The sequence below is a fragment of the Vibrio sp. 1180_3 genome (assembly GCF_029478545.1).
Classification (GTDB): Bacteria; Pseudomonadota; Gammaproteobacteria; order Enterobacterales; family Vibrionaceae; genus Vibrio; species Vibrio aestuarianus.
Genome location: NZ_SJFM01000012.1, coordinates 39,197 through 65,177 on the forward strand (window position 1 = coordinate 39,197; position 25,981 = coordinate 65,177).

The window sequence follows — 25,981 nt, forward strand, 5'->3', positions numbered from 1 at the left end:
CAGGTTTATCCAATATGACCAACGGTATGTAAAATCCACACCATCAAGAAACTAAGCAATACACCAACGATGCCAAGAATAACGCCGACTTTGGCCATTTGGTTGCTTTGTACATGGCCGGTTGCATGAGCTAGTGCATTAGGAGGGGTGCTAATGGGAAGTGACATTCCCAATGAAGCGGCGAATGTAACAACAAGAATCAAGGTGATCTCTCCACCAAGTGGTGTCAGTGATGCCATAGAAGCCCCTAATGCTGCCATAATCGGCATCAGCAGGTTTGCTGTTGCAGTATGAGACATGAAGTTGGCCATAGTCAGACACAAGAATGCAGCACCAAATAAAACAACGTAAGGTGAAAACTGATCAAATGGTATGCTGTTAACCATCAGTTGCGCTAAACCCGTTTTATCAAGCGCCAAGCCTAAAGCGATACCACCGGAAACTAACCACAAAACATCCCAGGAAATCCGTTTTAAATCTTCTTTATTGATAATGCCCGTTAGCGAAAAGATAGCGACAGGTATCAAGGCTACAGTATAAGAATTCATGCCATGAGTTGACCCCATAAGCCAAAGCACAATGGTTAATGCAAAGGTGATGTAAACCATAATCGCTTTCGGCGTTTTTAGAAATTTTCCTTTAATCGTCAATTCAATATGTTGCTGCTCAGCCTTGAACATTGATCCAATTAGAAACCACGCTAATGCCATCATAATAATGACAAACGGCACACCAAATGCCATCCACTCACCGAACGTGATTAGATTTTCGCCAACAAGATATTTAAGCGCAATAGCGTTAGGCGGTGTGCCTATCGGGGTTCCGATCCCACCTATATTAGCCGCGACAGGAATACATAAAGCAAAAGCAATTCGACCCGGATCTTTGGGACCAAATACAGCTATCACCGGTGTTAGTATCGATAACATCATAGCGGTGGTCGCGGTATTGGACATAAACATCGAAAAAATTCCGGTGATCAGCATCAGACCTAACATCACATACTTAGGATTATGACCAAAGGGTTTAAGCAGCACGCGGGCAAGGTTTACATCCAAGCGATATTTTGTTGCTGCCATAGCCAGAAAAAAGCCGCCTAAAAACAGCATGATGATAGGGCTGGCAAAGGTCGCCATTATTTCATTGTATTTCAACAAACCTCCGAAATGGGGCTGCCCTTCCTCTAGACGGAAAAACCATATGCCTTTATCAGATAGCATCAGCAACTCTAACACGATCACCACAACAGAAGTGGCATAAATAGGAATAGGTTCAAATACCCAACAAAGTGCGGCAAGTAAAAATATAGCAATCACTCGTTGCTGAATGATCGTCAACCCATCAAATGGAAACGCCGATACCGGCAGCATTAAAATGACCAATGGAATAAGGATTGGGAGAATAAATTTTAAGTAAGGACGTACCATATAAAACTCTTCCTGAGTATTGATTTATATACGAAAATTGTAGCGAGGCCCAATTTCGAACTGCGTCCCATTATGTGGTATTCGAACAATGCAAAGTTTGGCTTTAGATCAATGAATAAAGATTACGCGCGAAACAATTGTGAATAATGTGTGCTAGGTTGCAAATTACACATTCATCCTCAGCACAGGTTTACAATCAATTACTGAGTATTTAGCCACAATAAATTAACAACAAATTAATAATAATTATTTTTAACATAGAAAACATCTACTAATCTAATAGCATAAACGTCGTTTATTTATTAATGGCATGATATCATGCGCGACTTTCAGGATTTAGATCACATTGTCGTTAAATGGATGTTGCTCGCTTTGGCGGTTTTAGGCAATACGAATCAAAGGTAACTCATTCATGTTCTTACGAAATTTTTCTATTGGCAAAAAAATTGCGCTGGCTTTTAGCATCATCGCTATTATCAACTTAGGTTTCGGATTATTCCTTATCAACGAACTAGGAAAAGTTAAGAATGAATTACTTAACTATACAGACGATACCCTTCCTGCGCTGCAGAATGTTGATAGCATCAAAGACAAAATGTCTTATTGGCGTCGTACCCAATTTTCCGTTTTACTTCTAAAAGATCCAGCAGAAGTAAGACAAACTCTTAATCGCAATGAACAGGTTCGTAAAGAGATCGAATCGAGTTTAGAAGCGTATGGCAAAACCGTTTGGCCGGGTGAAGAAGAACAAGCCTTTAGACGCTTGATGTCTGGTTGGGATGACTATACGTCGACGATGGAAAAATTCAATACCGCAATGATGGCAGCAGATAGTGATACGGCATACCCACTATTAGCCAACTCGTTGACTCGTTTTCAAGGTATTGAATCAGATATGGACTCTGTCATCGCTATTTTACAAAAAGCGATGGATAAAAACCGCGATACTATTTTAGCGTCCGTAACGAATTTAAACACCACCTCCATCATCAGTAATATTGCGATTTTTGCGTTTATGTTTTTAATGACTCTGATTTTGACTCGTCTAATTTGTGGTCCTCTGAAAATTGTTGTAGACCAAGCTAATGCTATCGCAGAGGGTAACTTAGCTAATCAGATAGATCGCGATGCTATTGGAAACGACGAGTTGGGTGATCTTGCCGACGCTTCCGAAAAAATGCAGAACAACCTACGTCAATTAATTGAAGAAATTATCGCAGCAGTAACTCAATTGAGCAGTGCCGTCGAAGAAATGACTCAAATATCGGATTTATCAGCGAAAGGCATGAAAGAACAGCAGTATCAAGTTACACAAGTTGCTACCGCGATGACACAAATGAAAGCTGCTGTTGGTGATGTTGCGCGTAATACTGAAGATTCAGCATCACAAGCCATGGATGCAAACGCTAAAGCTCAAGAAGGTGCTCAAGATAATGCAGATATGGTTCAATCTATTCAGCAAGTAGCTACAATTATTACTCAAACGGGCGAAACAGTGTCAGATCTTGAGAAGCAGTCTACACAGATTAATGTCGTGCTTGATGTAATCCGCAATATTGCAGAACAAACCAACTTATTAGCTCTCAATGCTGCCATTGAAGCGGCTCGAGCAGGAGAATCCGGCCGAGGGTTTGCGGTAGTTGCTGATGAAGTTCGCACCCTTGCAGGTAGAACTCAAGCTTCTACAGGAGAAATTACGACCATCATCGAGAAATTACAATCGATGGCCAAACAAGCCAAAGAAGCAACGGAGAACTCTCGCGCCAGTATCGAGACTTGTGTGACTCAAGGTAGCCATTCGCAACAGTTAATGCTCTCCATCGAAAAATCGATTGCCCAGATTGCTGATATGGGAACCCAAATCGCAAGTGCGTGCAGTGAACAGGATTCTGTTGCCGACGAATTGAGTCGAAATATTGAAAATATCCACGTGGCTTCGCAAGAAGTAGCGGAAGGTTCTGAGCAAACCGCACAAGCGTGTAAGGAACTCAGCCAACTATCTGTGACACTTCAAGATGCAATGGGGCGTTTCAAGCTTCACTAATTACAACCTTACCAATACAGAAAGCCCCAGGTTGGGGCTTTCTAGTTTCTATATAATGGGAGATTCAATGAACTTAAAAGCTTCTTTTCTCACACTTTCTGTTACTATGGCTTTACCTTCTTTTACTGCTTCATCTGCACCTTTAAGCCTAAGTTCACAACAGCCATCGGTTCAAGACATTCAGCAGTCCAACTCTTGGCTTGAAATCGATCTCGGCCAGTTTAAACAAAATATTGAACAATTTAAAAGCCACATCAATACGGGTACTAAAATATGCGCCGTAATGAAGGCTGATGCTTATGGGAATGGTATACGAGGTTTAATGCCAACCATTCTTGCTCAAGAAATTCCATGTATTGCGATTACAAGTAATGGAGAAGCAAGAGCTGTCCGAGAAAGTGGTTTTAAAGGCCAGTTGCTCCGAGTTCGTTCTGCTAGCCTAGATGAAATCGCACAGAGCATAGAATTAGATATTGAAGAGCTTATTGGTAGCCAAGTTCAAGCTGCGCAACTGGCTCAGTTGAGTCAACAGAAAGGTAAAATTCTGAAAGTACATTTGGCATTAAATGATGGTGGCATGGGACGTAATGGCATAGATATGTCAACCGAAGCCGGAAAACAAGAAGCCGTCGAAATCGCCACCCAAGACGGTATTAAAATTGTTGGGATAATGACCCACTTTCCAAACTACAATGCTGACGAAATACGTAGCAAATTAGCCAGCTTTAATACCCATTCAGCTTGGTTAATTGAGCAAGCTAAGCTAAAACGTAGTGAACTAATTTTACACGTTGCTAATTCATACACCGCTCTAAATGTTCCTGAAGCCCAACTCGATATGGTTCGTCCTGGCGGTGTGTTTTATGGTGATCTGCCTACTAATCCTGAATATCCATCAATTGTTTCATTTAAAACGCGCATTGCCTCACTTCATCATTTACCACAAGGCAGCACTGTAGGATACGACAGTACTTACCGAGTGACGAGAGATAGTGTCTTAGCTAATTTACCCGTAGGTTACTCTGATGGTTATCCACGAAAAATGGGGAATCGCAGTGATGTATTGGTTAACGGACAGCGAGCTCCAGTTATTGGGGTAACCTCGATGAACACCACGTTAGTTGATGTTACGAATATAAAAGGGATACTACCAAATCAAGACGTCACTCTGTTTGGCAAGCAGAAGCAAGAGCGAATTACCGTTACTGAAATGGAAGAAAATGCCGAACTAATTTTCCCTGAACTGTATACCATTTGGGGAACGGCTAACCCACGTTTTTACGTAAAATAATATTAAGTTCACCGTGAGACTCTAAGCTCTCACGGTGACTGTATAACAAAATAACTTCCTCCAATTTTCTCTATTACCGAATATATAAACCAACATATTTTTCGGGCATAATCGCCGCATTCCCATACTGAGTTGAGCGCACATCTTGCCAATCAAATCTCCTATACTACTCGCCATACTGTCATTATTTTTAGCGATGACGACGATTCAGTCTGGTGCATCTCTCGCAAAACAACTTTTTCCGATAGTAGGCCCTGGTGGCACTATAGCATTGAGGGTTGGTTTATCTGCTTTGATATTAGTGTTAATTTTTCGTCCGTGGCGCTTAACGCTTTCTCTTACCCAATGGCGATCGATGTTTATTTATGGGGCCAGCTTAGGTGGAATGCAACTGATGTTCTATTTCGCAATTGAGCGCATTCCTTTAGGCATTGGTGTTGCACTTGAGTTTTCAGGACCACTGCTAATTGCACTACTCTCGTCAAAACGGAAACGCGATTTTATTTGGGTCACATTGGCTATTTTAGGGATCATCTTCTTATTACCAGACTTAACCGGTGTTGATGCTCTTGACCCGATTGGTGTTATGTTAGCGCTTGCAGCCGGAGGTTGCTGGGCTTTGTATATTTGGTTCGGGCAACGAGCAGGCAGTGTCGGCTCGGGTGGTGCAACGGTTGCAATAGGCATGAGTATTGCTGCCTTATTTGCTTTTCCCATTGGCGTGTCATTAGCCGAGGCCTCTATTTGGAACTGGTCGATATTACCCATGGCATTGTTAGTCGCCATACTATCCAGTGCCTTACCCTATTGTCTTGAAATGGTTGCCTTGAATCGGCTGTCTACTCAGCACTTTAGTGTCATGATGAGTTTAGAGCCTGCAATCGCCGCTCTGGCTGGTTTGTTGATTTTGCATGAACAGCTCAATGTGAATCAATGGCTAGCAATAGCCATGATCATTACCGCTTCGATGGGGAGCACCTTGTCAGCGAAGAAATAGCTCACAATGCCTATCACCAAAAAAGCAGCCGAGGCTGCTTTTTTAACTATTTTCTATTACCAAGTTTAACTTGGCCGTTTGAATTAAACCACAATGCTTGTGAACGTCGTCGACCTAGTAAGATAGGGCCATCGTCGTAGAATAAAAAGTTCTTCCAATGTTTCTTAAATGTGACCCACTTGGTTTCAATCACATTGTATTTTTCATAACAAAAGTACACTGTTACATCATCTTGCCAATCAATATGGTCTAAAATGAGCTGCGGCATACTTTCATCATCACTTTCCCATTCACTCATCCAACTGGTATTGCTTATCCAGCTATCTTTTTTACGAGGCCAATCTTGAGAGCTGAGTCGCTCAGAATCAGGGCTTTGTGCACTAATATTATCAATCCAAAATTGAGCAGATCTAGCCTGAGACATTGGCTTTATTTGAACCAAATCTTGCTCTGAAACTGGCATTGAGTTGTGTGTGAAAATCCATTTTCTTTGGTATTGGTCCAAAGGCAAATAAGACATTGAATTTCCTTAAGGTTTTAACCAACCATTTAAGGTTGCTTGTTCTATCATTTGCTGTGCATGTTGCCACAGCGCATGTGAACCGTCATCAATACGACGATTCACGGTTAATGCTTGTTGACGTGTTACGCCATGTTCAAGCCAACTTTGGCCTTGATTATGAAAATTGAGCAACATAGGGATGATGCGATCTAATGCTTTGGCAAATAGAGCTTCTGCCGATTGTGCGGCTTCAAACTCAAACCAAACAGCTAGTAGCTCATCACCTTGTTCCTTGGGTAACAAAGCAAATAATCGCTGCGCGGCTTTTAACTCATTTTCTTCTTGCTCTGCCGAGGCCACCACATCATAAACAAAGGTATCGCCTGCATCAATTTCAACAATATCGTGCAGCAATAACATTTTAATGACTTTTGCTATATCAACGGGTTGGTTAGAATGTTCTTCCATCAAAACAGCCATTAGAGCAACATGCCAGCTGTGTTCAGCGCTATTTTCTAATCGACCATCAGCACTTTTTACTCGAGTACGTCTTAAAACCGATTTTAATCGATCTAGCTCCATCACGAGCTCAAGTTGTTGCCCTAAGCGTGGATCCATTAATCTGCTCTCCAATCTGGATTAATCAAAGCGGTGAGATTATGGTCTTCCCATTTGCCATTTATCAGCAAATAGTTTTTTGCATAGCCTTCTTTTTGGAAGCCCATTTTCATTAAAACCGCTTCACTGCGTTTATTCGATGGCATATACCCAGCCATGATTCGATGCATATTCTGTACGTTAAACATATAGTTACATGCCATACGCAGTGAACGCCCCATAATACCTTTACCTTGGGCATGTTCAGCCAGTGAATACCCTAAATTGCAAGCGTGAAATGGGAAACGCGACATGTTACTAAACGAAATGGTGCCAATCATCTCGTTATTGACTTTATCGATAATCAGCAAGTAATAGCCAAGTTGCATTTTGTGCAGCTCATGCAGTTTGATCAGCTTTTGACGCCAACCATTCACGTCAAAGAATGCCGCTTCCCTTTTCGGCTCCCAAGGACGAAGATGTGCTCTGTTCGCATTGAAATAACTCGCAATCATGTCAGCATCGCCGGGTTGAGCAGTTCTTAGCACAATGTCCTCGTCCACTTCATACACTTGTGCAACCGTACTATGAGAGTGCATTAATTTTTCCGAATTCCGTAATCACGCAACTTATTGGCAATCGACGTATGAGAGACATTCAAGCGTTTTGCCAATTTTCGGCTTGAGGGAAACGACTGATACAAACGCTCTAAAATCTGCGCTTCATATTCTTTCATGATGTCATCTAGTGAACCGTCGATATTGATATTAGTACTACTTGCCGTCACCGTTTCGAGCTGTGGAAGATGGAAAAGATCAATGCTAAGGACATTGTCAGGCATTTCCGTTAAAGCGCGTAATACCATGTTGTCTAATTGACGCATATTACCAGGCCATTGATAAAGCGCTAACTGGTCTACAAGATCTTCAGCCAGTTCCGGCTTCTTCATTCCCATCTTATTGATATGCTTAGCTATGAACAGTTCAAGCAGTGGTTGGACATCGTTTGAACGTTCTCGTAACGCAGGAATTCGTAGCGTTAACACATTAAGACGGTAGAACAAATCTTCGCGAAACGCACCAGATTCAGCTAAGTCAGCCAATTTATAACGTGTAGAAGCAATAACGCGCACATCAACATGCACTTCATGTTCTTCCCCTACGCGGCGAAAAGTGCCATCTTGTAAAAAACGCAGTAGTTTAATCTGTAAATGGGGACTCATTTCACCAATTTCGTCAAGGAAAACGGTACCGCCATTTGCTTGTTCAAATATCCCTTTATGGCCCTGCTGATGGTTAAATGAGCCAGGTGCATGACCAAACAATTCTGTTTCAGCCACATCATCAGGCATTGAAGCACAGCTTAATACCAGAAATGGGAATGCCGCACGATGGGAACGGTTATGGCACGCTTTCGCCAACATTTCTTTACCAGTGCCAGTCTCACCTTCAATTAATAAAGGCTGTTCGAGCATTGATAGTTTTTTCGCTTGGCTAATAAGTGCTTTGTGACGGTTTGAAATACCCACAAAATGTTCAAAGCCTAGATTGTTATGCAATGGCAAGTGATCATCCGTAATAGTCGAGGCACTTTTGGAGCGGATCATCATCATGGTACTGGCTAAAGTGGACTCTTTGGAATCACCCGTAATGTAGACGGGCATCATTTCCATCATGTAATCCAGACCATCCAAAACAATGTCTTCACGCTGACGAACTTTATTGCCTTCTATCCATCGAGAAAAATTGAATGCAGGAAGCAGTGCTGATATGGGGTGGCCAATCACTTCCTTTTCTGCCTTATTAAATAGAGATAATGCAGAATAGTTTGCCATATCGACAAACCCTTTTAGATCAATGGCAAAAACAGCATCAGGAACGTTATTAAGTAGCGATAGTAATTCAGTATTATGACGTTCCATCGGCATGAACTGAATTTTACGGACATCCTTCACGCCAGAAATTCGGCGAATTTCCGCCATCAACTCACTGAATGTATCAAAATCAATATCAGGGCAGTTGAGGTAAATAATGCCACTCACATCAATTTCTATTCCACGTAAATCGATATTTCTTGAGGCGAGAATATCGAGCAGTTCTCGGGTTAAACCGAGTCTATCTTCACAAAAGACTTCAAGACGCACTTAAAAATCCTAATAGAAAGTGTCAGGAAAAGTTGACAGTAGTTTCTATCAAGCCTTGTGAGGCGTCAAGTCATCTAATGTTTTGCTGTTCACATTCACACAGTTTTATTGATAAGTGCTGACTATTTCACCACTAAAGTCGCTACCTTAGCCACAATCTGCTTGCGAATGGCGCTCAGTTTTACTTTTCTATCTTGATGCCACGGCATTGGTCTTAGTAAGCTCATCGCTTTTAGCCCCAAACGTGCAGTCAGTATACCAACTCCAAGCCCTTGTCCCGCTCTCGCTGACAGTTTGCCTGCCAAATCCATCGACATTAAATCCATACTGGCATCAATAGCCAATTCACTCGCACCTGCCGCGGCCATATTGATCAATACAACTTTAAATAACTTAAGACGCGACCAATAACCTAATTCAACACCATACAATGCGGCCAGTTGATCAATCATCTTAAAATTACGCCATGCGACAAGCAGCATGTCGGCCACAGCCAATGGGCTAATTGCCACCAATGCTGCCGCTTCCGTTGAATATTGAGAAACGATTCGAGTCGCCTTTTTATCTTGCTCTGCCAACACCATCGCGTCATACATATCGAGTACTTCGGCATCACTGTGTGATGCGTTGACACTATTAATCCAACGATCATAAGCGGGGCTTTCTGTTTTAATCCCCCCCTGCTTAGCGATTGCTTGGCAAAATGCCTTACCATGACCAACGCTATCTGACAAAATAAGCTGCTCACTCTGCTCTTGCACACTAAAGTGATGACGTAACGAGCGTAATTTCCAAAGTTCTTTGACTATAGAACCGATACCTATCGATGCCAAGGCAGTAATAAAACCAGACCAACCTAAAGCTAACCAATCTGCCGATTGAACGGCAGTAATCACCGAATCAATCGCTTGCCATCCGACTAATCCAGAAAAGCTGACTAGCAAACCGCTAGCCAACCACTTTCGTCCTTTACTTGGCCTGATCACTTGTTCTAGCTGAGCCTCAGCCTCTTCTTGTGACTCTTTGGCTTCGACTGGAACAAAAACCTCACTGCTCGTAAATTGCTGCTGCACCGTCAGCTCTTCAGATGCTAAAGGTTCAGCGCTGAGTGGCTGATCGAATACTTGCTTGGTTTTTAAATCACTCATTTCAGCTTATCTCCAATTAGATATTCCAATGCTTTATCTAAACGAATATGAGGACACGGATCATCGCTACTAAAAGTCTTAGGTCTAAAATGAGTAAATTCGAATCCTTGTTGTTGCCAATACTCTTTACTCGGTAGCTTTTTCGGCACATCACCAGGGAATACGGTAAGCGGTTCACCATTTAAAGTAACCCCTTGCAGTGCGGGCATATTTGTATCACCGCTATTGATAAAACCAGTTTGAGTTGCTTGCACCGATGCCATGCTGATACAGCTCATTTCAATATTTTCGAATGCGGCACTTTGCCAAGCAGGATGAACCATTTGCTGTAACAGTGACACTAAATGTGGGTGCTGCTCTGGTGTTACGTGGTCTGATTTGGTTGCAGCAAACAGAACTTTGTCTATTTTTGGAGCGAAAAGTCGCTTAAGCAGCCCATTTCTTCCATAGCGAAAGCTATTCATTATCTGCTCTAACGCGCTGCGCATATCTAGAAACGACTCGTAACCTTCATTCAATGGAGTCAAACAATCAACGAGTACGATTTGTCGATCAAAGGTTGAAAAATGGTGTTTATAAAATGCATTCACTACCTTAGTTTGATACTCCTCATAGCGTGTTTTCAGCATCGAATAATAACTATGCTTGTCTACCTTTCTTTCACCGTAGGGATTTTGACACGGAAAAAACTGCAGGACAGGTGCTCCTTCAAGTTCGCCCGGTAAAACAAAACGCCCCGGTTGTACCCAATGCAGTCCCGCATTTTTGCACTCATGCAAATAATCAGTGTAAAGCTTCGCTATCATCGCGAGCTTTTGTTCATTCGACTCATGAGTGAGATCGAGATCGGACAAAGCATCTAACCAAGGTTGCGCTAAGGAAGAACGCATATCTTTTAATGCTGAAAACTGCTTTTCAGACCATTGTTCAAACGTCATTTCAAGCAGTGGTAAATCAAGCAACCACTCACCAGGATAATCGATAATATCGAGATAAAGCGTAGAAGTATGACCTAATAATTTTTTGCTGCGTTTTTGAGGCTTGTATTTGATTGCAAGGCGAATTTCACTCACATCACGCGTTGGCGTAGGCCATTGAGGTGGATCATTATGCAGTTGCTGCATTGCTTCATCATAAGCAAAGCGAGGAACCATCATATTCGTTTGCGGGACACGCTTTGCACCGACAATGCGCCGGTCGCGAGCCGCAGACAAAAGCGGCAAATTCGCATGAGTTGAGGTATGCAATAACTGATTAACCAACGAGGTAATGAAAGCCGTTTTCCCTGCTCGTGATAACCCCGTAACGGCAATTCTGACATGAGAATCTAGCCCACGATTGATTAAGTCTGACACTTCTCGACGAATTCGCTTCATTCACCCACTCCAATTTATTCACTGGCGCTATTGTGCATTCATCTATCTTAATACGAGATGAACAAAAAAGCCTCCGAATAAAATCAGAGGCTTAACCAGAGTTGCTGCTACATAAAGACAATACTTATCTTTGGACTTATATCTTGTTCAAGATATAACCTCGAAAGGCCCACTCTTGGAAAGCGCAGAACTCAGTCTTCTTCAATCAGTTTGTAGATCACAAACAAAGCAATTTCTAAAATAAACCATAGTACGCAAGTTATCGTTACGTACTTCTCATTAAAAATGCTGATGCCGTGTAAAATCAGGTCGTAACCAATAAAGGCACCGACGACAACGGCTATCGCAATTTGTAAAATCTGAATAAATCGAGGCATCGTGCCCTCCCGACGTTTCTAATAATTAGCGGATTTTCATTAAGTTGAAGACAATAGCTGCAGCCGAAGCTGCAGTTATATCTGATCATTATTCGCTTAGACTAAGCTTTGCTTTCCGCTTCGGCAATCTTCACTTTCCATGTGTCAGGGCCGATTTGGTGAGCATTTGCCCCGCGCGAATCGACAGCAACCGTGACCGGCATGTCCTCAACATCGAACTCATAAATCGCTTCCATGCCCAAATCTTCAAACGCCACAACGCGTGCTTTCTTAATGGCTTTCGCGACTAAGTATGCAGCGCCGCCAACGGCCATGAGATAAACCGCTTTATGATTTTTGATTGACTCAACGGTAGCAGGACCACGCTCTGCTTTACCAATCATGCCCATAATGCCTGTTTCATCAAGCATCATGTCGGTGAATTTATCCATCCGTGTCGATGTTGTTGGGCCTGCAGGGCCAACGACTTCGCTACCAACCGCATCAACTGGCCCTACGTAGTAAATGAATTTACCTTTGAGGTCGACACCTTTTGGCAAACCTTCACCATTTTGCAGCATGGTTTGAATGCGCTTATGCGCTGCATCACGACCGGTTAAGATTTTGCCGGACAACAGTAATGTTTCACCTGTTTTCCAATCTTGAACATCTTCTTTAGTAACGCTATCAAGATTAACACGACGGGCACTGGCTCCAGCATCCCAAGTGATCTGTGGCCAATCTTCTAGCTTCGGTGGTGTAAGTTCAGCAGGGCCGGAGCCATCTAACGTGAAATGAACATGGCGCGTAGCCGCACAGTTCGGGATCATGCACACCGGTTTTGAAGCGGCATGCGTTGGCGCCGTTTTAATTTTGACGTCTACCACAGTGGTTAGACCGCCAAGGCCTTGCGCACCAATCCCCAATTTGTTGACGCGATTAAAGATATCAAGACGTAACTCTTCTTCAGCATTTTGTGGACCACGATCAATCAGTTCTTGAATGTCGATGTGTTCCATCAATGACTCTTTGGCTAATACAGCCGCTTTTTCTGCGGTTCCGCCAATGCCAATCCCAAGCATACCCGGTGGACACCAGCCAGCGCCCATCAGCGGTAAGGTTTTCTCTACCCACTCAGCAATGTCGTCTGACGGGTTGAGCATGACCATTTTGGTTTTATTTTCACTACCGCCACCTTTGGCTGCGATTTGAATATCTACTTTATCACCAGGCACCATATTGATATGAACAACCGCTGGCGTATTGTCTTTTGTATTAATACGTTTACCAGCAGGATCCATCAAAACAGAAGCACGCAATGGATTATCCGGGTTCGTATAAGCCTGACGCACACCTTCATCAACCATTTCTTGCACAGTAAGGTCAGAGTCCCACTGAACATTCATACCGATATTAACAAAACAGGTAACAATGCCAGTATCTTGGCAAATTGGGCGATGCCCCTCAGCCGACATGCGAGAGTTAATCAGTATTTGCGCAATCGCATCTTTTGCGGCTTGGCTTTCTTCTCGGTGGTAAGCTTTTTCTAGGGCTTGAACAAAATCTAGGGGGTGGTAGTAAGAGATATATTGAAGTGCATCAGCGACACTGCTGATCACGTCCTGCTTGCGAATTACCGTCATTGCATGCCTCGTTATTGTTATGCTTCCTTTGACTGTTGCCTGATCCTCAGTCAATAAGCAGTAAGCCTAGTGGCGCAATTCGACTTATTGAGGTGATTCAATCAAGTAGCAGCTTTTAATTCGCTTTTTATGATACTCTTGCTTTCCTCAACACGCCATGTAGTGATCGGTCTCTTTGTCACAAATTACACAAATGAATAACAACGAAATAAATAAGATTAATGTCAAATCACTGACTTACCATGTCGATCTCGCTCATCAATTGTTTTCTAAGATCGAACAACTCCCATGGGCAATGCTATTACGCTCCGGTTCAACATCTCACATCGATAGCCGCTTTGATATTCTAGTAGCGCAACCGATTGTTACGCTGACAACTCATGGTCATCGCACTACGATATGTGAGCCAGAATACCAGTATCATTCGCAACTTGATCCCTTTAAGCTACTCAGCCAATTGCAGAATCAGTACTTACCCGATATTGAAATTACTGAAGACTTGCCCTTTGTTGGTGGTGTATTAGGCTATTTTGCTTATGACTTGGGCAGACGAGTTGAACAACTTCCAACCATTGCAGAACATGATTTATCGGCACCGGATATGGCGGTTGGACTGTATCAATGGGCGGTCATTGTTGATCATCAAAAGCAAAGTGCTTACGTTGTTGGTGTTGATGTTGAAAACGCTTGGCATTGGTTAAACCACCAACCTTCACTAAATACCGACCATTTTGAGCTAACCTCACCATGGTGCTCAAATATGAACAAGCAACAATACCAAGGTAAGTTTGAGCAAATTCAACGCTATTTATTAGATGGCGACTGCTATCAAATTAATCTCGCGCAACGTTTTCAAGCAACTTACCAAGGCAATGAATGGCATGCTTACCAAAAACTGGAGGCGGTTAATTCAGCACCTTTTTCGGCATTCATCCGTCTTGCCGAATGTGCCATTATTAGTGTTTCCCCAGAACGATTTATGCAAGTCAAACAAGGCGTCATCGAGACCAAGCCAATTAAAGGCACACGTCCCCGCAATCATGACCCTAAAATAGATGCAGAAAATGCCAGCGAACTGGCTTGTGCAGAGAAAGATCAGGCAGAGAATCTGATGATCGTTGACTTGCTGCGCAATGATGTCGGGCGAGTCGCAAAGCCTGGAAGTGTGCATGTGCCAAAATTATTTGATATAGAGAGCTTTCCTGCGGTTCATCATTTAGTTAGCACCATTAGAGCAGAGCTCGCAAACCAATATTCAGCGGCTGATTTATTAAGGGCCAGTTTCCCCGGTGGTTCTATCACTGGCGCACCTAAAGTGCGCGCAATGGAGATTATTGAAGAGTTAGAGCCTCATCGCCGTAGCGCTTATTGCGGTAGTATTGGTTATATCAGTCGCCATGGGCAAATGGATACAAGCATCACCATTCGTACTCTTGTGGCAGAAAATAACCAGCTATATGTCTGGGCTGGCGGTGGCATTGTTGCAGATAGCCAATGGGAAGCGGAATATCAAGAAACATTGGATAAACTCAGTCGCATCTTACCCATCCTTACTTAAAGTTTGCTCGTCCATTAGCACAGCCATTTGATCAGCATTCGTTCAAGATCGTTGGCTGTGTATGGTTTAGTCAGAATATCGTCCATTCCGCATTGTAAACAACGCTCGCGCTCTTCTAACGTCGTTCCTGCCGTCAATGCAATAATCGGTATAGAATATCCCTTTTCTCGTAACAATTGAGTGGCTTCAAATCCATCCATTTCTGGCATTCGACAATCCATAAAAATCAGGTCATAGGTATTACGCTGTGCCGCGTCTACAGCCTCAACCCCATTGGTAGTAATATCAGGTTGAATGTTCAGCATTTTTAACATTTGATTGATGATGATTTGATTCATTCGGATATCATCCACCACTAAAATAGATCGAGAACTTAGCGGTATTGCATGCTCACTCGCTTGCGTCACAGACTCAAGTAACATTTGGCCACTGCAGGTTTGCAAAGGTAATGTAATAAAAAACTGGCTTCCTTCACCTTGTTCACTTTCGAACCAAAGTTCCCCTTCCATCAGTTCAACCAAGCTTTTGCAAATAGCAAGTCCTAGCCCAGTACCTTCGAAATTACGTTTACTTGAACGATCTGCTTGCATAAAAGGATCAAATAAATTGGCATGAGCCGACTTTGGAATACCAACTCCCGTGTCACTGACTATGATATTTAATTGCTTATTAACCCATTTAAGCGTTAATCGTACCTCACCTTGGTGGGTAAACTTGATTGCATTACCAATTAAATTGACCAGAACCTGTTTAAGTCTTTCCACATCACCAACCCACCACTGTGGAAAATCACTTTGCTTTTCGATTACAAAAGAGAGTCGTTTTTCTTGCGCTTTAGGCATTAATATACCCACCAGCGCTTGCTCAAAAACATTCCAATGAAACTGCGTTGGGATCAGTTGCATCATACCAGCATTCATTTTACTAAAATCAAGTAAGTCATTGATAATGATCCGCAGCATATCGCCTGAATGCTTTAAATTGGCTAAGTAATCACACTGCTCTCGGTTCAATGGTGTATCGGCTAATAACTCTGCACTACCTAGTAAACCATTAAGTGGGGTACGCAATTCATGGTTTATCATTGCTACAAATTCTTTGGTCGATTTTTCTGATTCTTCGGCACGCTTACGAGATTCTATATGGCGCGTCATGATCAGTTGCCGACTGATTGCACTGCACAGTAATTCACCCACTAACGCCATTTGGTTAATAATGAAGTCTCTTTCCACACTGTCGAATTTCACTTCGAAAATTAATCGACCGACATACTGTCGCTCAACAATAATTGGCACATAAAGATTATCTTGTTGCCAGCTAATGTCGTGCTGCTCAGAATCAATGGTTTTTAACTGATCGTTGCCAAGTTCAAGACAACTTAAAGTAGGTAAGATTGAATGTGAAAATTGCAAATAGGTCGATTCAATCACTGAGCTTTCACTAAGTCGCTTGATGAACATGGCTAGCAGCGTGTCATCCAACGTTCGACTTAAGAAGGCTCGCCCAAAATAAATCAAGGTTTCGTCGATCTGCTCCTCAAATTCAAATTTCCGCAAATCACGCAATGATTTAATCTCGAGTTGTTTAAGCGCCAAATCAAGCCGTTGGTTCAATTGATACAAGTCGTAACTTTTCTGCTCAAGCAGCTTTTCAGCTTCTTTGCGAGCAGCAATTTCTCTCAATAATTTACGTTCTAATGGGCCATCGGTGCTCATAATGCCATCAACTCAACATCACAGTAAAACGAACATGACTGCTATCAGTATTTTGCGATTGCATTTCGATTACAACGCTTTGATTAAAGTAATCTGCACACCCTTCAATTAGCCCTAAGCACACATGCGCCATACAACGAGCACTTTTATAGTCGAAAATCAGCTCTGTTTGGCTTTCATTCATAAATTCAAATTTAGGTGGTTTTGCTTCAGGATAGAGTTTTTTTACCTCAATATGGATATAATCTTCAACATGACGAATGAACTGAAAGCAAGTATCACATTGAAACAAGCTTGCATTCGATGGAAGTGAAGCATATAAATTTTTGAAAACATACTCGCCAAAGACGCGTTGTAACTCTTCTGCAGATACACCTGTCATTTTACTCAGCTCAATAATTAATTTGACTAACGCACGGTGATCATAGCTACCCACTGATGTATATATCCCCGAATCATCAGAACGTTCCAGCACTTCATCTAATACTTCGAGGCCAAATTTCGTTTCCACTAATTCCATAAATTCAGTAAAAATAATTCCTTTCATTGCGATATCCTTGGGTTAATCTAATTAAAGCATGAGCTATAAAATACGTAATTTCAAATAACAGATATTCTAAATTATCAACAGGCTAACTCTTTTATCCTATGATTAATTGTAGTGTTAATAACTATGCTTAGGTGCATGTCATCTACTATCGCTTGCAAGGGAGAAATTGTGTTCAAGCTAACTAAAATCGATTTCATTCAAAGCTTTCAACTTAATCGACCTGTGGGATACCATGCTGAATCACTACAAAGAGTGGCTCACCTCTCCTCATCATCTCTACGACGCGCATCCGTACTGGTTGGTTTTGTTGAGCGTGAAGCAGGGTTATATGTGGTGTTAACAAAACGCGCAGCTCATTTAAAACATCATCCTGGCCAAATCAGTTTCCCAGGAGGCAAATATGAAGAATGGGATCACTCGTTATACCAAACCGCGATACGAGAAGCAGAAGAAGAAACGGGTATAAAAGCCAGTCAGATCGAAATTTTGGGGCATTTGCCAGAACTGGTTACCGTCAGCAAATTTTCTGTCACACCTGTCGTGGCGTTTATCCAACCAGATTATCAAGCCAAATTAGACGATAACGAGGTCGAAGAGTTGTTTGAAGTGCCAGCTAATTATTTATTCGATCGCACAAAATTATACAGTGGACTGTTTCAAGTGAAAAACCAAGCACACCGTGTGTTTGCCATCCCATACCAACAACATTTCATATGGGGTATGACCGCGCAAATTATCCAAGCGTTACAAACTCATATCATTTCACCCACTTAATCTCACTCATTAGTTTACCCAAACAATCACATTGTCTTTACCGATTAGCATACTAGTAATCTTCTAGCGTGAAAAATGTTAATCAAACATCATTTCCGATAACTTTTACTAATCCATTCCATTAACAATCCTCACATGTAGCACGCCATTTTCGTGATCAAAAATTGGTTTTTGATATATCATTCAATAAGCTCGAGCGTTACATGATTTAGATCTATTTTTCTTATGAGAAAATTATGCAAAATGCCCGCGACTTATTTCCTGTTCCCAAAAATGAGTAACACAAAATGAATAACACAACTACGGCAACTTCTGCCGCACAATCGTCTAGCAAGTGGACTTACAAAGATTTCACTTGGTGTCTTTCCCTCTTTGGTACAGCAGTTGGTGCTGGTGTACTCTTCCTTCCAATTAAAGCTGGTGCTGGTGGTTTTTGGCCATTAGTTATCTTAGCCCTAATTGCTGCACCAATGACTTGGTTTGCGCATAAAGGTCTAGCACGCTTCGTCCTTTCTGCAAAAAGTGTTGATGCAGATATCACAGATACAGTAGAAGAACATTTTGGTAAAACTGGCGCAAACCTTATCACTTTCGCTTACTTTTTCGCCATCTACCCTATTGTTCTTATCTATGGTGTGGGCATCACCAACACTGTGGATTCTTTCCTTGTAAACCAAGTCGGCATGGAATCGATTCCTCGTTGGCTTCTGTCTGGTGCGCTGATTGCTGCTATGACTGCAGGCGTAGTATTTGGTAAAGAGTTGATGCTAAAAGCAACATCAGCCATGGTTTATCCATTGGTATTGGTTTTATTAGCACTATCGTTCTACCTGATTCCAGAATGGAACACTTCAATGATCGAAGTCGCACCTGACTGGTCTGCAATGCCAACTATTGTTTGGTTAGCAATTCCAATCATCGTGTTTTCTTTCAACCACAGTCCAATTATCAGTCAGTTCTCTAAAGAACAACGTCTGCAATACGGTGACAATGCAGTGAAAAAAACTGACATGATCACTGGTGGTGCTGCAATGATGCTGATGGGCTTTGTGATGTTCTTCGTGTTCTCAGTGGTTCTTTCTCTATCACCAGAGCAATTAGCTTTAGCAAAAGAACAAAACATATCTGTTCTTTCTTACTTAGCGAACATCCACGAGTCTCCAATGATTTCTTACATGGGTCCTCTCGTTGCTTTCGCGGCAATCACATCAAGCTACTTTGGTCACTTCCTAGGTGCTCATGAAGGTCTAGTTGGTCTGATTAAGTCTCGCTCTAATAGCTCTGTTAGCAAAATTGAGAAAATGTCACTGGTTTTCATCGTATTGACAACATGGGTTGTAGCCATTGTTAACCCAAGTATCCTTGGCATGATCGAAACCATGGGTGCACCAATGATCGCTGGTATCTTATTCCTATTGCCTATCTTTGCTATGCACAAAGTTCCAGCAATGGCTAAGTACAAGACTTCAGCACCAGTACAGATTTTCACAACTATCTGTGGTCTTGCTGCGATTAGTTCTGTAATCTACGGCGCTCTTTAATCTGGTGTATTGGCTTCGACTACTGAAGACAATGACTTTGATAACTGAATACAGAATATAACAATAATAAGAAGCCTCCCTCTTTGATAGGGGGGCTTACTTTTGAGGTAATCGATATGATTAGTGTATTTGATATCTATAAAATCGGTGTTGGTCCTTCAAGCTCACACACAGTGGGACCAATGAAAGCGGGTAAAGAATTTATTGATGATTTACGTTCAATGGGAAAATTGCGCGACATCACTAAAATCACCGTGGACGTTTATGGTTCATTATCACTGACAGGGAAAGGTCACCACACGGATATTGCTATCATCATGGGTCTTGCTGGTAATACCCCTGAGAAAGTCGATATAGATACAATTCCAAGCTTTATTGCTCGTGTTGAAGAAACAGAGCGCCTTCCTGTTGGCATGCACTGCCACACCGTATCATTTCCTAAAGATGGTGGAATGAATTTCCACAAAACTAACTTGTCTTTGCATGAAAATGGTATGCAGATCCACGCGTGGATTGATGACGAAGTGGCTTACTCGAAAACTTATTACTCGATCGGTGGTGGTTTCATCGTTGATGAAGAGAATTTTGGTAAAGAGAAAGAAAACCCAATCAAAGTTCCGTATGTGTTTACCAGTGCTGAAGAACTGATGAACCAATGTAAGGACAGTGGTCTTTCCATCAGCACTCTGGTCATGGCGAATGAAAAAGCATTGCACTCTGATGAAGAAGTTCGCACCTATTTTGCTAACATTTGGAAAACCATGCGCGAGTGTATGGATCGTGGTATGAATACCGAAGGAATTTTGCCTGGTCCTCTGCGCGTTCCTCGTCGTGCCGCTGCGCTTCGTCAACAATTAATGACGTCAGAAAAAACGACCAACGATCCAATGGCGGTTGTTGACTGGGTTAATATGTACGCATTTGCAGTCAATGAAGAAAATGCAGCGGGTGGTCGTGTCGTAACAGCGCCAACCAATGGTGCTTGTGGCATTATCCCTGCCGTTTTAGCGTATTACGATAAATTCATTCAAACTGTTACCGAGAAAGATTACATCCGTTACTTCGCCGCTTCAGGCGCTATCGGTGGTCTATACAAGCGTAATGCTTCAATTTCTGGAGCGGAAGTGGGCTGTCAGGGTGAAGTGGGTGTGGCATGTTCTATGGCAGCAGCAGGTCTTGCTGAGCTGATGGGCGGTAGCCCTGAGCAAGTATGTATGGCAGCAGAAATTGCAATGGAACATAACCTTGGCCTCACCTGTGACCCTGTTGCAGGTCAAGTGCAAGTCCCTTGTATTGAACGTAATGGTATTGCTGCAGTTAAGTCTATTAACTCAACACGTATGGCGCTTCGTCGTTCTTCAGCCCCCCGTGTCTCACTTGATAAAGTTATCGAGACGATGCTGGAAACCGGTAAAGACATGAATGCTAAATACCGTGAAACCTCACAAGGTGGTTTGGCTATTAAAGTCGTGTGCTAGACACTCTATCTATGTAAAAAGAAACCCAAGCATTCTTGCTTGGGTTTCTTTTTTACCACTAAAACATTAGCCTTTGTAGATACAACCAGCAGTACACGTTTCTTTAATCTCTACCTTACTCAATAGTGGGAGTGCAGGTTTCAATTGTTGCCAAATCCATTGTGCTAACACTTCGCTGGTTGGATTCTCGAGTCCTTCGATATCGTTCAAGTAATAGTGATCCAAACGATCATAAATAGGCTTAAATGCGGCTTTTATTTCCGCAAAGTCAACAACCCATCCTGTATGCGGGTTTACCTCCCCTTCTACATACAGACGAACTAAGAAAGAGTGCCCGTGCAAGCGACCACATTTATGTCCTTCAGGTACATGTGGTAAATGATGAGCTGCTTCAAACATAAACTCTTTATATAATTCTGTTTTCATCTTGATTCTCTGGCTTTAGAAAGACACGCAATACTAAGTAATAAGGCCTAATGACACAAGTTCACCTTAATATTAATCTCCAGCAATACAGTTAAACTGAACTTTAAAATGGTTATTTCATGTTAGCTGCCAGAAAAATGGCTTTAATGTCAAAAGCTTGATAAGACAAGTGCAATATCGCAGATACAAAACCATAATTTATCTAAGGTCACACTCCCTAAACTACTACTTTTGCAGTAGTTGCAATTAACGCTATATTTACATTGCCTTTAACTTATAACTATAAAATTATCATGAACTCAACAATAACGTCTAAATTACTCTTAACCCTCATCTCTGTTTTTGCGGTTGTATTGGCCGTATCAACAACTTATCAATATACCCAACAACGGGATCTGCTCAATTCAGTGCTCAGTGAACAACTGCATGATAAAGCCAGCAACTATTTTGATAGCCTTAATATGATGATGATCACAGGGACTATGGCGCAAAAAGAAACCTTGCGCCAAAAAGCCTTAGCGCAAGACGGCATTGAACAAGTCCGAGTATTACGTGCGGACGCGGTAAGCAAACTCTACGGACCTGGACAAGAAAATCAAAAACCACTTGATGATATTGATAGACGTGCACTCAACGGCGAAACCATTATAGAACCAATTAGCGCCGATTGGGGTAAAGGATTAGTCGTTGCGCTACCAATGAAGTCAAGCAGCGATTACCGGGGAACCAATTGTGTTGCCTGCCATATGGCTGAAGAGGGTACTGTGTTAGGTGCCATTCGTCTTGAATATAACTTAAGCCATGTCAACCAGATGATGAGCAAGCATACCGTTATCGCGGTTGGTATCATGGCCTCTATTGCTTTTGTTGGTTTTATCATTACCCTCGCCTTGATCCGAAAAATAATTGTACGGCCTATCCAAAAAACGTCACGATTCATGTGTAGCGTGAGTAAAAGTAAAGACTTGTCTCAACGTTTAAGCGACGATAGAACCGATGAACTCGGTCAACTTGCCCAATCAATTAATTCCCTGATGGATACCGTTTCCGACAGCTTAGTCAAAGTGCAAGACACCTCCCATTCACTCGCAGAGTCTGCAAATAAATTGACGGATGTAGCACAAGTCACCGACCAAGCAGCAGATAACCAACAACGTGAAACCTCTGATGTACAGATCAACATTGAGGAAATGCAATCTCAACAGCAACAAGTTGAACAAGCAACTATCGATGCATCAACATTAATTAAACACACTGCGAGTGTCGCGCAGCAAAGTGCTCAACAAGCTCATGTGGCAAGTGAAGACATCAAAGGTCTAGTCGGTGATATCGAATCTGTTAGGCACAAAATATCCGAACTAAACGGCCAAACCGGACAAGTTTCCTCAATTCTCGAAACCATTAAAGGCATCGCAGAACAAACCAATTTACTGGCTCTCAATGCAGCCATTGAAGCTGCTCGTGCTGGGGAGCAAGGGCGTGGGTTCGCGGTCGTTGCCGATGAAGTACGTCAACTCGCCTCTCGAACTGCAGAAGCGACAGGGAGTATCGAGCAAATTATCGCACAATTTAAACATAACAGTGACGCCTCCCTTTCATCGGTTGATTCTGTCTGCTCACAAGCGCATAAACGCTCAACCGAAGTCGAAGAACTCTCTTCCACTATGACAAATGTCGTTGCAGAGATGGAACAAGTACTGGTTCACGCCACTTCGATTCAAGAACAAACTCGAACAACCACACAAGTTAGCCAAGACGTACAAGGCAAAATTGAAATTATCACACGCCATGCCGACGATACCTCTCAATCGGCCACACAAACTCGCGAGATCAGTGTTGATTTAGAACAGCTTTCACAACGTTTAGAAACATTAATGAATCAATTTACCCTTTCAACGAAGAATTCTTCGTCTAATCGACAATAAAGGTTGATGCTAGCGAATTGACAGGTAATATGTGCCATTGAATTAAAAAAGTAATAAGCAACCCAATGTTTAGCTTGTTTTTCGTTCGTTTCTTAAAGTGAAAACACGTTTGAATATTGGGTTGAGTTTTTACCTCAATGGAGACTATACCTAACATGACTTACGCGCCTGTAACAGACGTATTGAACGGTAAGCTAGCGGTTGACAGTGAAGTCACTGTCCGTGGCTGGATTCGCTCACGTCGTGATTCCAAAGCTGGAATCTCTTTTCTTGCCATTTATGACGGCTCTTGTTTCGACCCGATTCAGGCCGTGGTCCCTAATAATCTTAATAATTACGAAGACGAAGTATTAAAGCTAACCACTGGCTGCTCTGTTGAAGTAACTGGCAAGATTGTTGAGTCCCCTGCTTCTGGTCAAGATTTTGAGCTAGCAGCGACTGAGGTAAAAGTCGTTGGTTGGGTTGAAGATGCCGATACTTACCCAATGGCAAAAACTCGTCACTCGATTGAATATCTCCGTGAAGTTGCACACCTACGCCCACGCACTAACGTTATTGGCGCTGTAGCTCGCGTACGTAACTGTCTGTCTCAAGCAATCCACCGCTTCTATCATGAACAAGGTTACTTCTGGATGTCGGCACCACTGATTACAGCATCCGATGCTGAAGGTGCAGGTGAAATGTTCCGCGTATCAACATTAGATCACGCAAACCTTCCTCTAGATGACAAAGGCAATGTTGATTACAACGAAGATTTCTTTGGTAAAGAGACATTCCTAACCGTATCTGGCCAGTTAAACGCCGAAGCTTACGCTTGTGCACTAAGCAAAGTTTATACTTTTGGCCCTACTTTCCGTGCTGAAAACTCAAATACAAGCCGTCATCTGGCTGAGTTTTGGATGGTTGAACCTGAAGTGGCATTTGCAGATCTAAACGATGTAGCAAAATTAGCCGAAGACATGTTGAAATATGTGTTTAAAGCGGTATTAGAAGAGCGTCGTGATGACCTTGAATTCTTCGCATCACGCATTGATAAAGAAGCGATTACGCGTCTTGAGCAATTCGTGAAGTCAGATTTCGCCCAAGTTGATTACACAGATGCAATTCAAATCCTACTCGATTCTGGCCGTAAGTTTGAATTTGACGTGGAATGGGGTATCGACCTTTCTTCAGAACACGAACGCTTCCTTGCGGAAGAACATTTCAAAGCACCAGTTATCGTTAAGAACTATCCAAAAGATATCAAAGCGTTTTACATGCGTCTCAATGAAGATGGTAAAACAGTAGCAGCGATGGATGTTCTAGCGCCGGGTATCGGTGAAATTATTGGTGGTTCTCAACGTGAAGAACGCTTGGATGTGCTTGATGCTCGCATGATCGAGATGGGTATCGACCCTGAACACATGAACTGGTACCGTGATTTACGTCGCTACGGCACAGTTCCACATGCTGGCTTTGGTTTAGGATTCGAGCGTTTGGTGTCATACGTAACAGGCATGGGTAACGTTCGTGACGTGATTCCATTCCCACGCACACCACGTTCAGCAAACTTCTAAACACTATTCACACTATCGATTTAGAAAGCCTCCTGTCATGGAGGCTTTTTTTTGTGTAATTTATTATTTAATACTATAGACATACTGTTGCTGAACCTATACCCAAACAACTTGAAGTTGCAGGTAGGCGGCAAGTGAGTTCATCACCATGAGCATAGATAAACTATGTGATTGGGGTGATCGAACGTAACCAACACCGCTGCAACTTCAAATAGGAACGGTATAGCTACCAAATATTTAATGAGTATGGGTAGACTACTTTAGCTTTCTTTTTAAAAATCATTATATTGAATGGCTTAGCTCTCAGATTTTGCCATCATACTTAATTGCCTTGCCATATCTCACCATTAATAAGACTTAAATCACATTAATTTCAATAACCTCTGCTACATTGACTCGTGATATCTTGAGGATGCTCACGCTATAATCCTCATTAAGTCAGTATTAACGCTTAGAGAGATAAATAATGAAAAAAATAGAAGCAGAAAACTTGCAATACAAAGGTCAATCTAACGGTGTACATAGTTGGACAACTCCCTCCGGTCAGCCTTATTATTGGCACCCTGATTGGCTGCATATTGCCGAGGATGCAACCGGGCTTCATCCCAAACAAGCGCTGGAAGTGAAAGAAGGCGAAAAAGTGAATCAGACGCACGCTGTTTCTGCTATTTTAAAGCATTTCAATCAATGGGCTGCGGACAAATTAGCAAAACACCCTGACATTGAAACACAAGCCATAGAGTCGGAAATAGAACTGAAAAAATAACGACTAGCATCAGCGCCAGATCAAATATTTTCTAAAATTCTAGACCTCAATCGCCAGCCGATTGGGGTTTTCTTTTAAATAAATGGCCTTTTTTCTAACGATTCATTGCCAAATCAAATTATTTTTAATTTTTCTCTTTTACGCGGTTGTCACAGATATTTCATAAAG

General features: G+C 42.3%; 22 protein-coding genes. 10 read left to right on the plus strand and 12 right to left on the minus strand.

Annotation, left to right across the window (positions count from 1 at the left end; genetic code table 11):
- Window positions 1–5: 5 nt before the first annotated feature.
- Window positions 6–1,427, minus strand: coding sequence for an SLC13 family permease (locus EYW48_RS09365; RefSeq protein ID WP_053312289.1), 1,422 nt, complete (start codon window positions 1,425–1,427; stop codon window positions 6–8).
- 412 nt (window positions 1,428–1,839) lie between these two features.
- On the opposite strand from EYW48_RS09365, the gene EYW48_RS09370 reads away from it, so the two are divergent.
- The 3 genes from EYW48_RS09370 (at window position 1,840) to EYW48_RS09380 (ending at window position 5,759) form a co-directional block, all read left to right on the plus strand.
- Complete coding sequence (locus EYW48_RS09370) at window positions 1,840–3,471, plus strand: methyl-accepting chemotaxis protein (protein ID WP_261917719.1); 1,632 nt, start codon at window positions 1,840–1,842, stop codon at window positions 3,469–3,471.
- A 67-nt stretch (window positions 3,472–3,538) separates the two neighbouring features.
- Window positions 3,539–4,762: an alanine racemase gene (alr, locus tag EYW48_RS09375; protein WP_277432312.1), complete on the plus strand. Its 1,224-nt coding sequence runs from the start codon at window positions 3,539–3,541 to the stop codon at window positions 4,760–4,762.
- Window positions 4,763–4,907: 145 nt separating this feature from the next.
- Window positions 4,908–5,759 (plus strand): DMT family transporter, encoded by an 852-nt coding sequence (locus EYW48_RS09380; RefSeq protein ID WP_274681723.1) that lies wholly within the window; start codon window positions 4,908–4,910, stop codon window positions 5,757–5,759.
- Between the two features lie 46 nt (window positions 5,760–5,805).
- On the opposite strand, the gene EYW48_RS09385 is transcribed toward EYW48_RS09380, so the two are convergent.
- The 8 genes from EYW48_RS09385 to EYW48_RS09420 all read right to left on the minus strand — a co-directional run bounded on the left by EYW48_RS09385 (window position 5,806) and on the right by EYW48_RS09420 (window position 13,524).
- Entirely contained in the window at window positions 5,806–6,279 is a 474-nt protein-coding gene (locus EYW48_RS09385) for a DUF2947 domain-containing protein (RefSeq protein WP_274695261.1), read from the minus strand.
- Window positions 6,280–6,288: 9 nt separating this feature from the next.
- Window positions 6,289–6,879 (minus strand): HD domain-containing protein, encoded by a 591-nt coding sequence (locus EYW48_RS09390; protein ID WP_277432313.1) that lies wholly within the window; start codon window positions 6,877–6,879, stop codon window positions 6,289–6,291.
- On the minus strand, window positions 6,879–7,457 hold the full coding sequence (gene rimJ, locus EYW48_RS09395) for a ribosomal protein S5-alanine N-acetyltransferase (protein ID WP_274681722.1): 579 nt from the start codon (window positions 7,455–7,457) through the stop codon (window positions 6,879–6,881). Before rimJ ends, EYW48_RS09390 begins: the two co-directional genes overlap by 1 nt.
- Complete coding sequence (gene tyrR, locus EYW48_RS09400; RefSeq protein ID WP_261917715.1) at window positions 7,457–9,001, minus strand: transcriptional regulator TyrR; 1,545 nt, start codon at window positions 8,999–9,001, stop codon at window positions 7,457–7,459. Before tyrR ends, rimJ begins: the two co-directional genes overlap by 1 nt.
- A gap of 122 nt (window positions 9,002–9,123) precedes the next feature.
- Complete coding sequence (locus EYW48_RS09405; protein ID WP_176313498.1) at window positions 9,124–10,149, minus strand: TIGR01620 family protein; 1,026 nt, start codon at window positions 10,147–10,149, stop codon at window positions 9,124–9,126.
- Window positions 10,146–11,525 (minus strand): YcjX family protein, encoded by a 1,380-nt coding sequence (locus EYW48_RS09410; protein WP_053312296.1) that lies wholly within the window; start codon window positions 11,523–11,525, stop codon window positions 10,146–10,148. The genes EYW48_RS09405 and EYW48_RS09410 overlap by 4 nt, the downstream gene beginning before the upstream one ends.
- Window positions 11,526–11,716: 191 nt before the next feature.
- Window positions 11,717–11,902 (minus strand): hypothetical protein, encoded by a 186-nt coding sequence (locus EYW48_RS09415; RefSeq protein WP_168522055.1) that lies wholly within the window; start codon window positions 11,900–11,902, stop codon window positions 11,717–11,719.
- Between the two features lie 101 nt (window positions 11,903–12,003).
- Window positions 12,004–13,524 carry a fumarate hydratase gene (locus EYW48_RS09420; RefSeq protein WP_053312298.1) on the minus strand — a complete coding sequence of 507 codons (1,521 nt, stop codon included), beginning with the start codon at window positions 13,522–13,524 and terminating at the stop codon, window positions 12,004–12,006.
- Window positions 13,525–13,699: 175 nt separating this feature from the next.
- On the opposite strand from EYW48_RS09420, the gene pabB reads away from it, so the two are divergent.
- Window positions 13,700–15,082, plus strand: coding sequence for an aminodeoxychorismate synthase component 1 (gene pabB, locus EYW48_RS09425; RefSeq protein WP_053312299.1), 1,383 nt, complete (start codon window positions 13,700–13,702; stop codon window positions 15,080–15,082).
- A 14-nt stretch (window positions 15,083–15,096) separates the two neighbouring features.
- Here the strand turns inward: pabB and EYW48_RS09430 are convergent, their stop codons facing one another.
- Both EYW48_RS09430 and EYW48_RS09435 read right to left on the minus strand, forming a co-directional pair.
- Window positions 15,097–16,797: an ATP-binding protein gene (locus tag EYW48_RS09430; RefSeq protein ID WP_277432314.1), complete on the minus strand. Its 1,701-nt coding sequence runs from the start codon at window positions 16,795–16,797 to the stop codon at window positions 15,097–15,099.
- A 7-nt stretch (window positions 16,798–16,804) separates the two neighbouring features.
- Window positions 16,805–17,344, minus strand: coding sequence for a heme NO-binding domain-containing protein (locus EYW48_RS09435; protein WP_277432315.1), 540 nt, complete (start codon window positions 17,342–17,344; stop codon window positions 16,805–16,807).
- Between the two features lie 171 nt (window positions 17,345–17,515).
- On the opposite strand from EYW48_RS09435, the gene EYW48_RS09440 reads away from it, so the two are divergent.
- The 3 genes from EYW48_RS09440 to EYW48_RS09450 all read left to right on the plus strand — a co-directional run bounded on the left by EYW48_RS09440 (window position 17,516) and on the right by EYW48_RS09450 (window position 21,140).
- Window positions 17,516–18,121, plus strand: a complete 606-nt coding sequence (locus tag EYW48_RS09440; RefSeq protein ID WP_171375430.1) for a CoA pyrophosphatase — start codon at window positions 17,516–17,518, stop codon at window positions 18,119–18,121.
- 287 nt (window positions 18,122–18,408) lie between these two features.
- On the plus strand, window positions 18,409–19,662 hold the full coding sequence (locus EYW48_RS09445; protein ID WP_171980287.1) for an aromatic amino acid transport family protein: 1,254 nt from the start codon (window positions 18,409–18,411) through the stop codon (window positions 19,660–19,662).
- A 116-nt stretch (window positions 19,663–19,778) separates the two neighbouring features.
- Window positions 19,779–21,140 carry an L-serine ammonia-lyase gene (locus EYW48_RS09450; protein WP_053312304.1) on the plus strand — a complete coding sequence of 454 codons (1,362 nt, stop codon included), beginning with the start codon at window positions 19,779–19,781 and terminating at the stop codon, window positions 21,138–21,140.
- A gap of 66 nt (window positions 21,141–21,206) precedes the next feature.
- On the opposite strand, the gene queD is transcribed toward EYW48_RS09450, so the two are convergent.
- Window positions 21,207–21,566 carry a 6-carboxytetrahydropterin synthase QueD gene (gene queD / locus EYW48_RS09455; protein WP_053312305.1) on the minus strand — a complete coding sequence of 120 codons (360 nt, stop codon included), beginning with the start codon at window positions 21,564–21,566 and terminating at the stop codon, window positions 21,207–21,209.
- Window positions 21,567–21,859: 293 nt separating this feature from the next.
- Between queD and EYW48_RS09460 the strand changes: the two genes are divergently transcribed.
- From EYW48_RS09460 to EYW48_RS09470, 3 genes are all read left to right on the plus strand, one after another.
- Window positions 21,860–23,491, plus strand: coding sequence for a methyl-accepting chemotaxis protein (locus tag EYW48_RS09460; RefSeq protein WP_176313932.1), 1,632 nt, complete (start codon window positions 21,860–21,862; stop codon window positions 23,489–23,491).
- A gap of 155 nt (window positions 23,492–23,646) precedes the next feature.
- Window positions 23,647–25,047 carry an asparagine--tRNA ligase gene (gene asnS, locus EYW48_RS09465; RefSeq protein ID WP_053312306.1) on the plus strand — a complete coding sequence of 467 codons (1,401 nt, stop codon included), beginning with the start codon at window positions 23,647–23,649 and terminating at the stop codon, window positions 25,045–25,047.
- A gap of 466 nt (window positions 25,048–25,513) precedes the next feature.
- Window positions 25,514–25,813 carry a hypothetical protein gene (locus EYW48_RS09470; protein WP_168522043.1) on the plus strand — a complete coding sequence of 100 codons (300 nt, stop codon included), beginning with the start codon at window positions 25,514–25,516 and terminating at the stop codon, window positions 25,811–25,813.
- The last annotated feature ends 168 nt before the right edge of the window (window positions 25,814–25,981 follow it).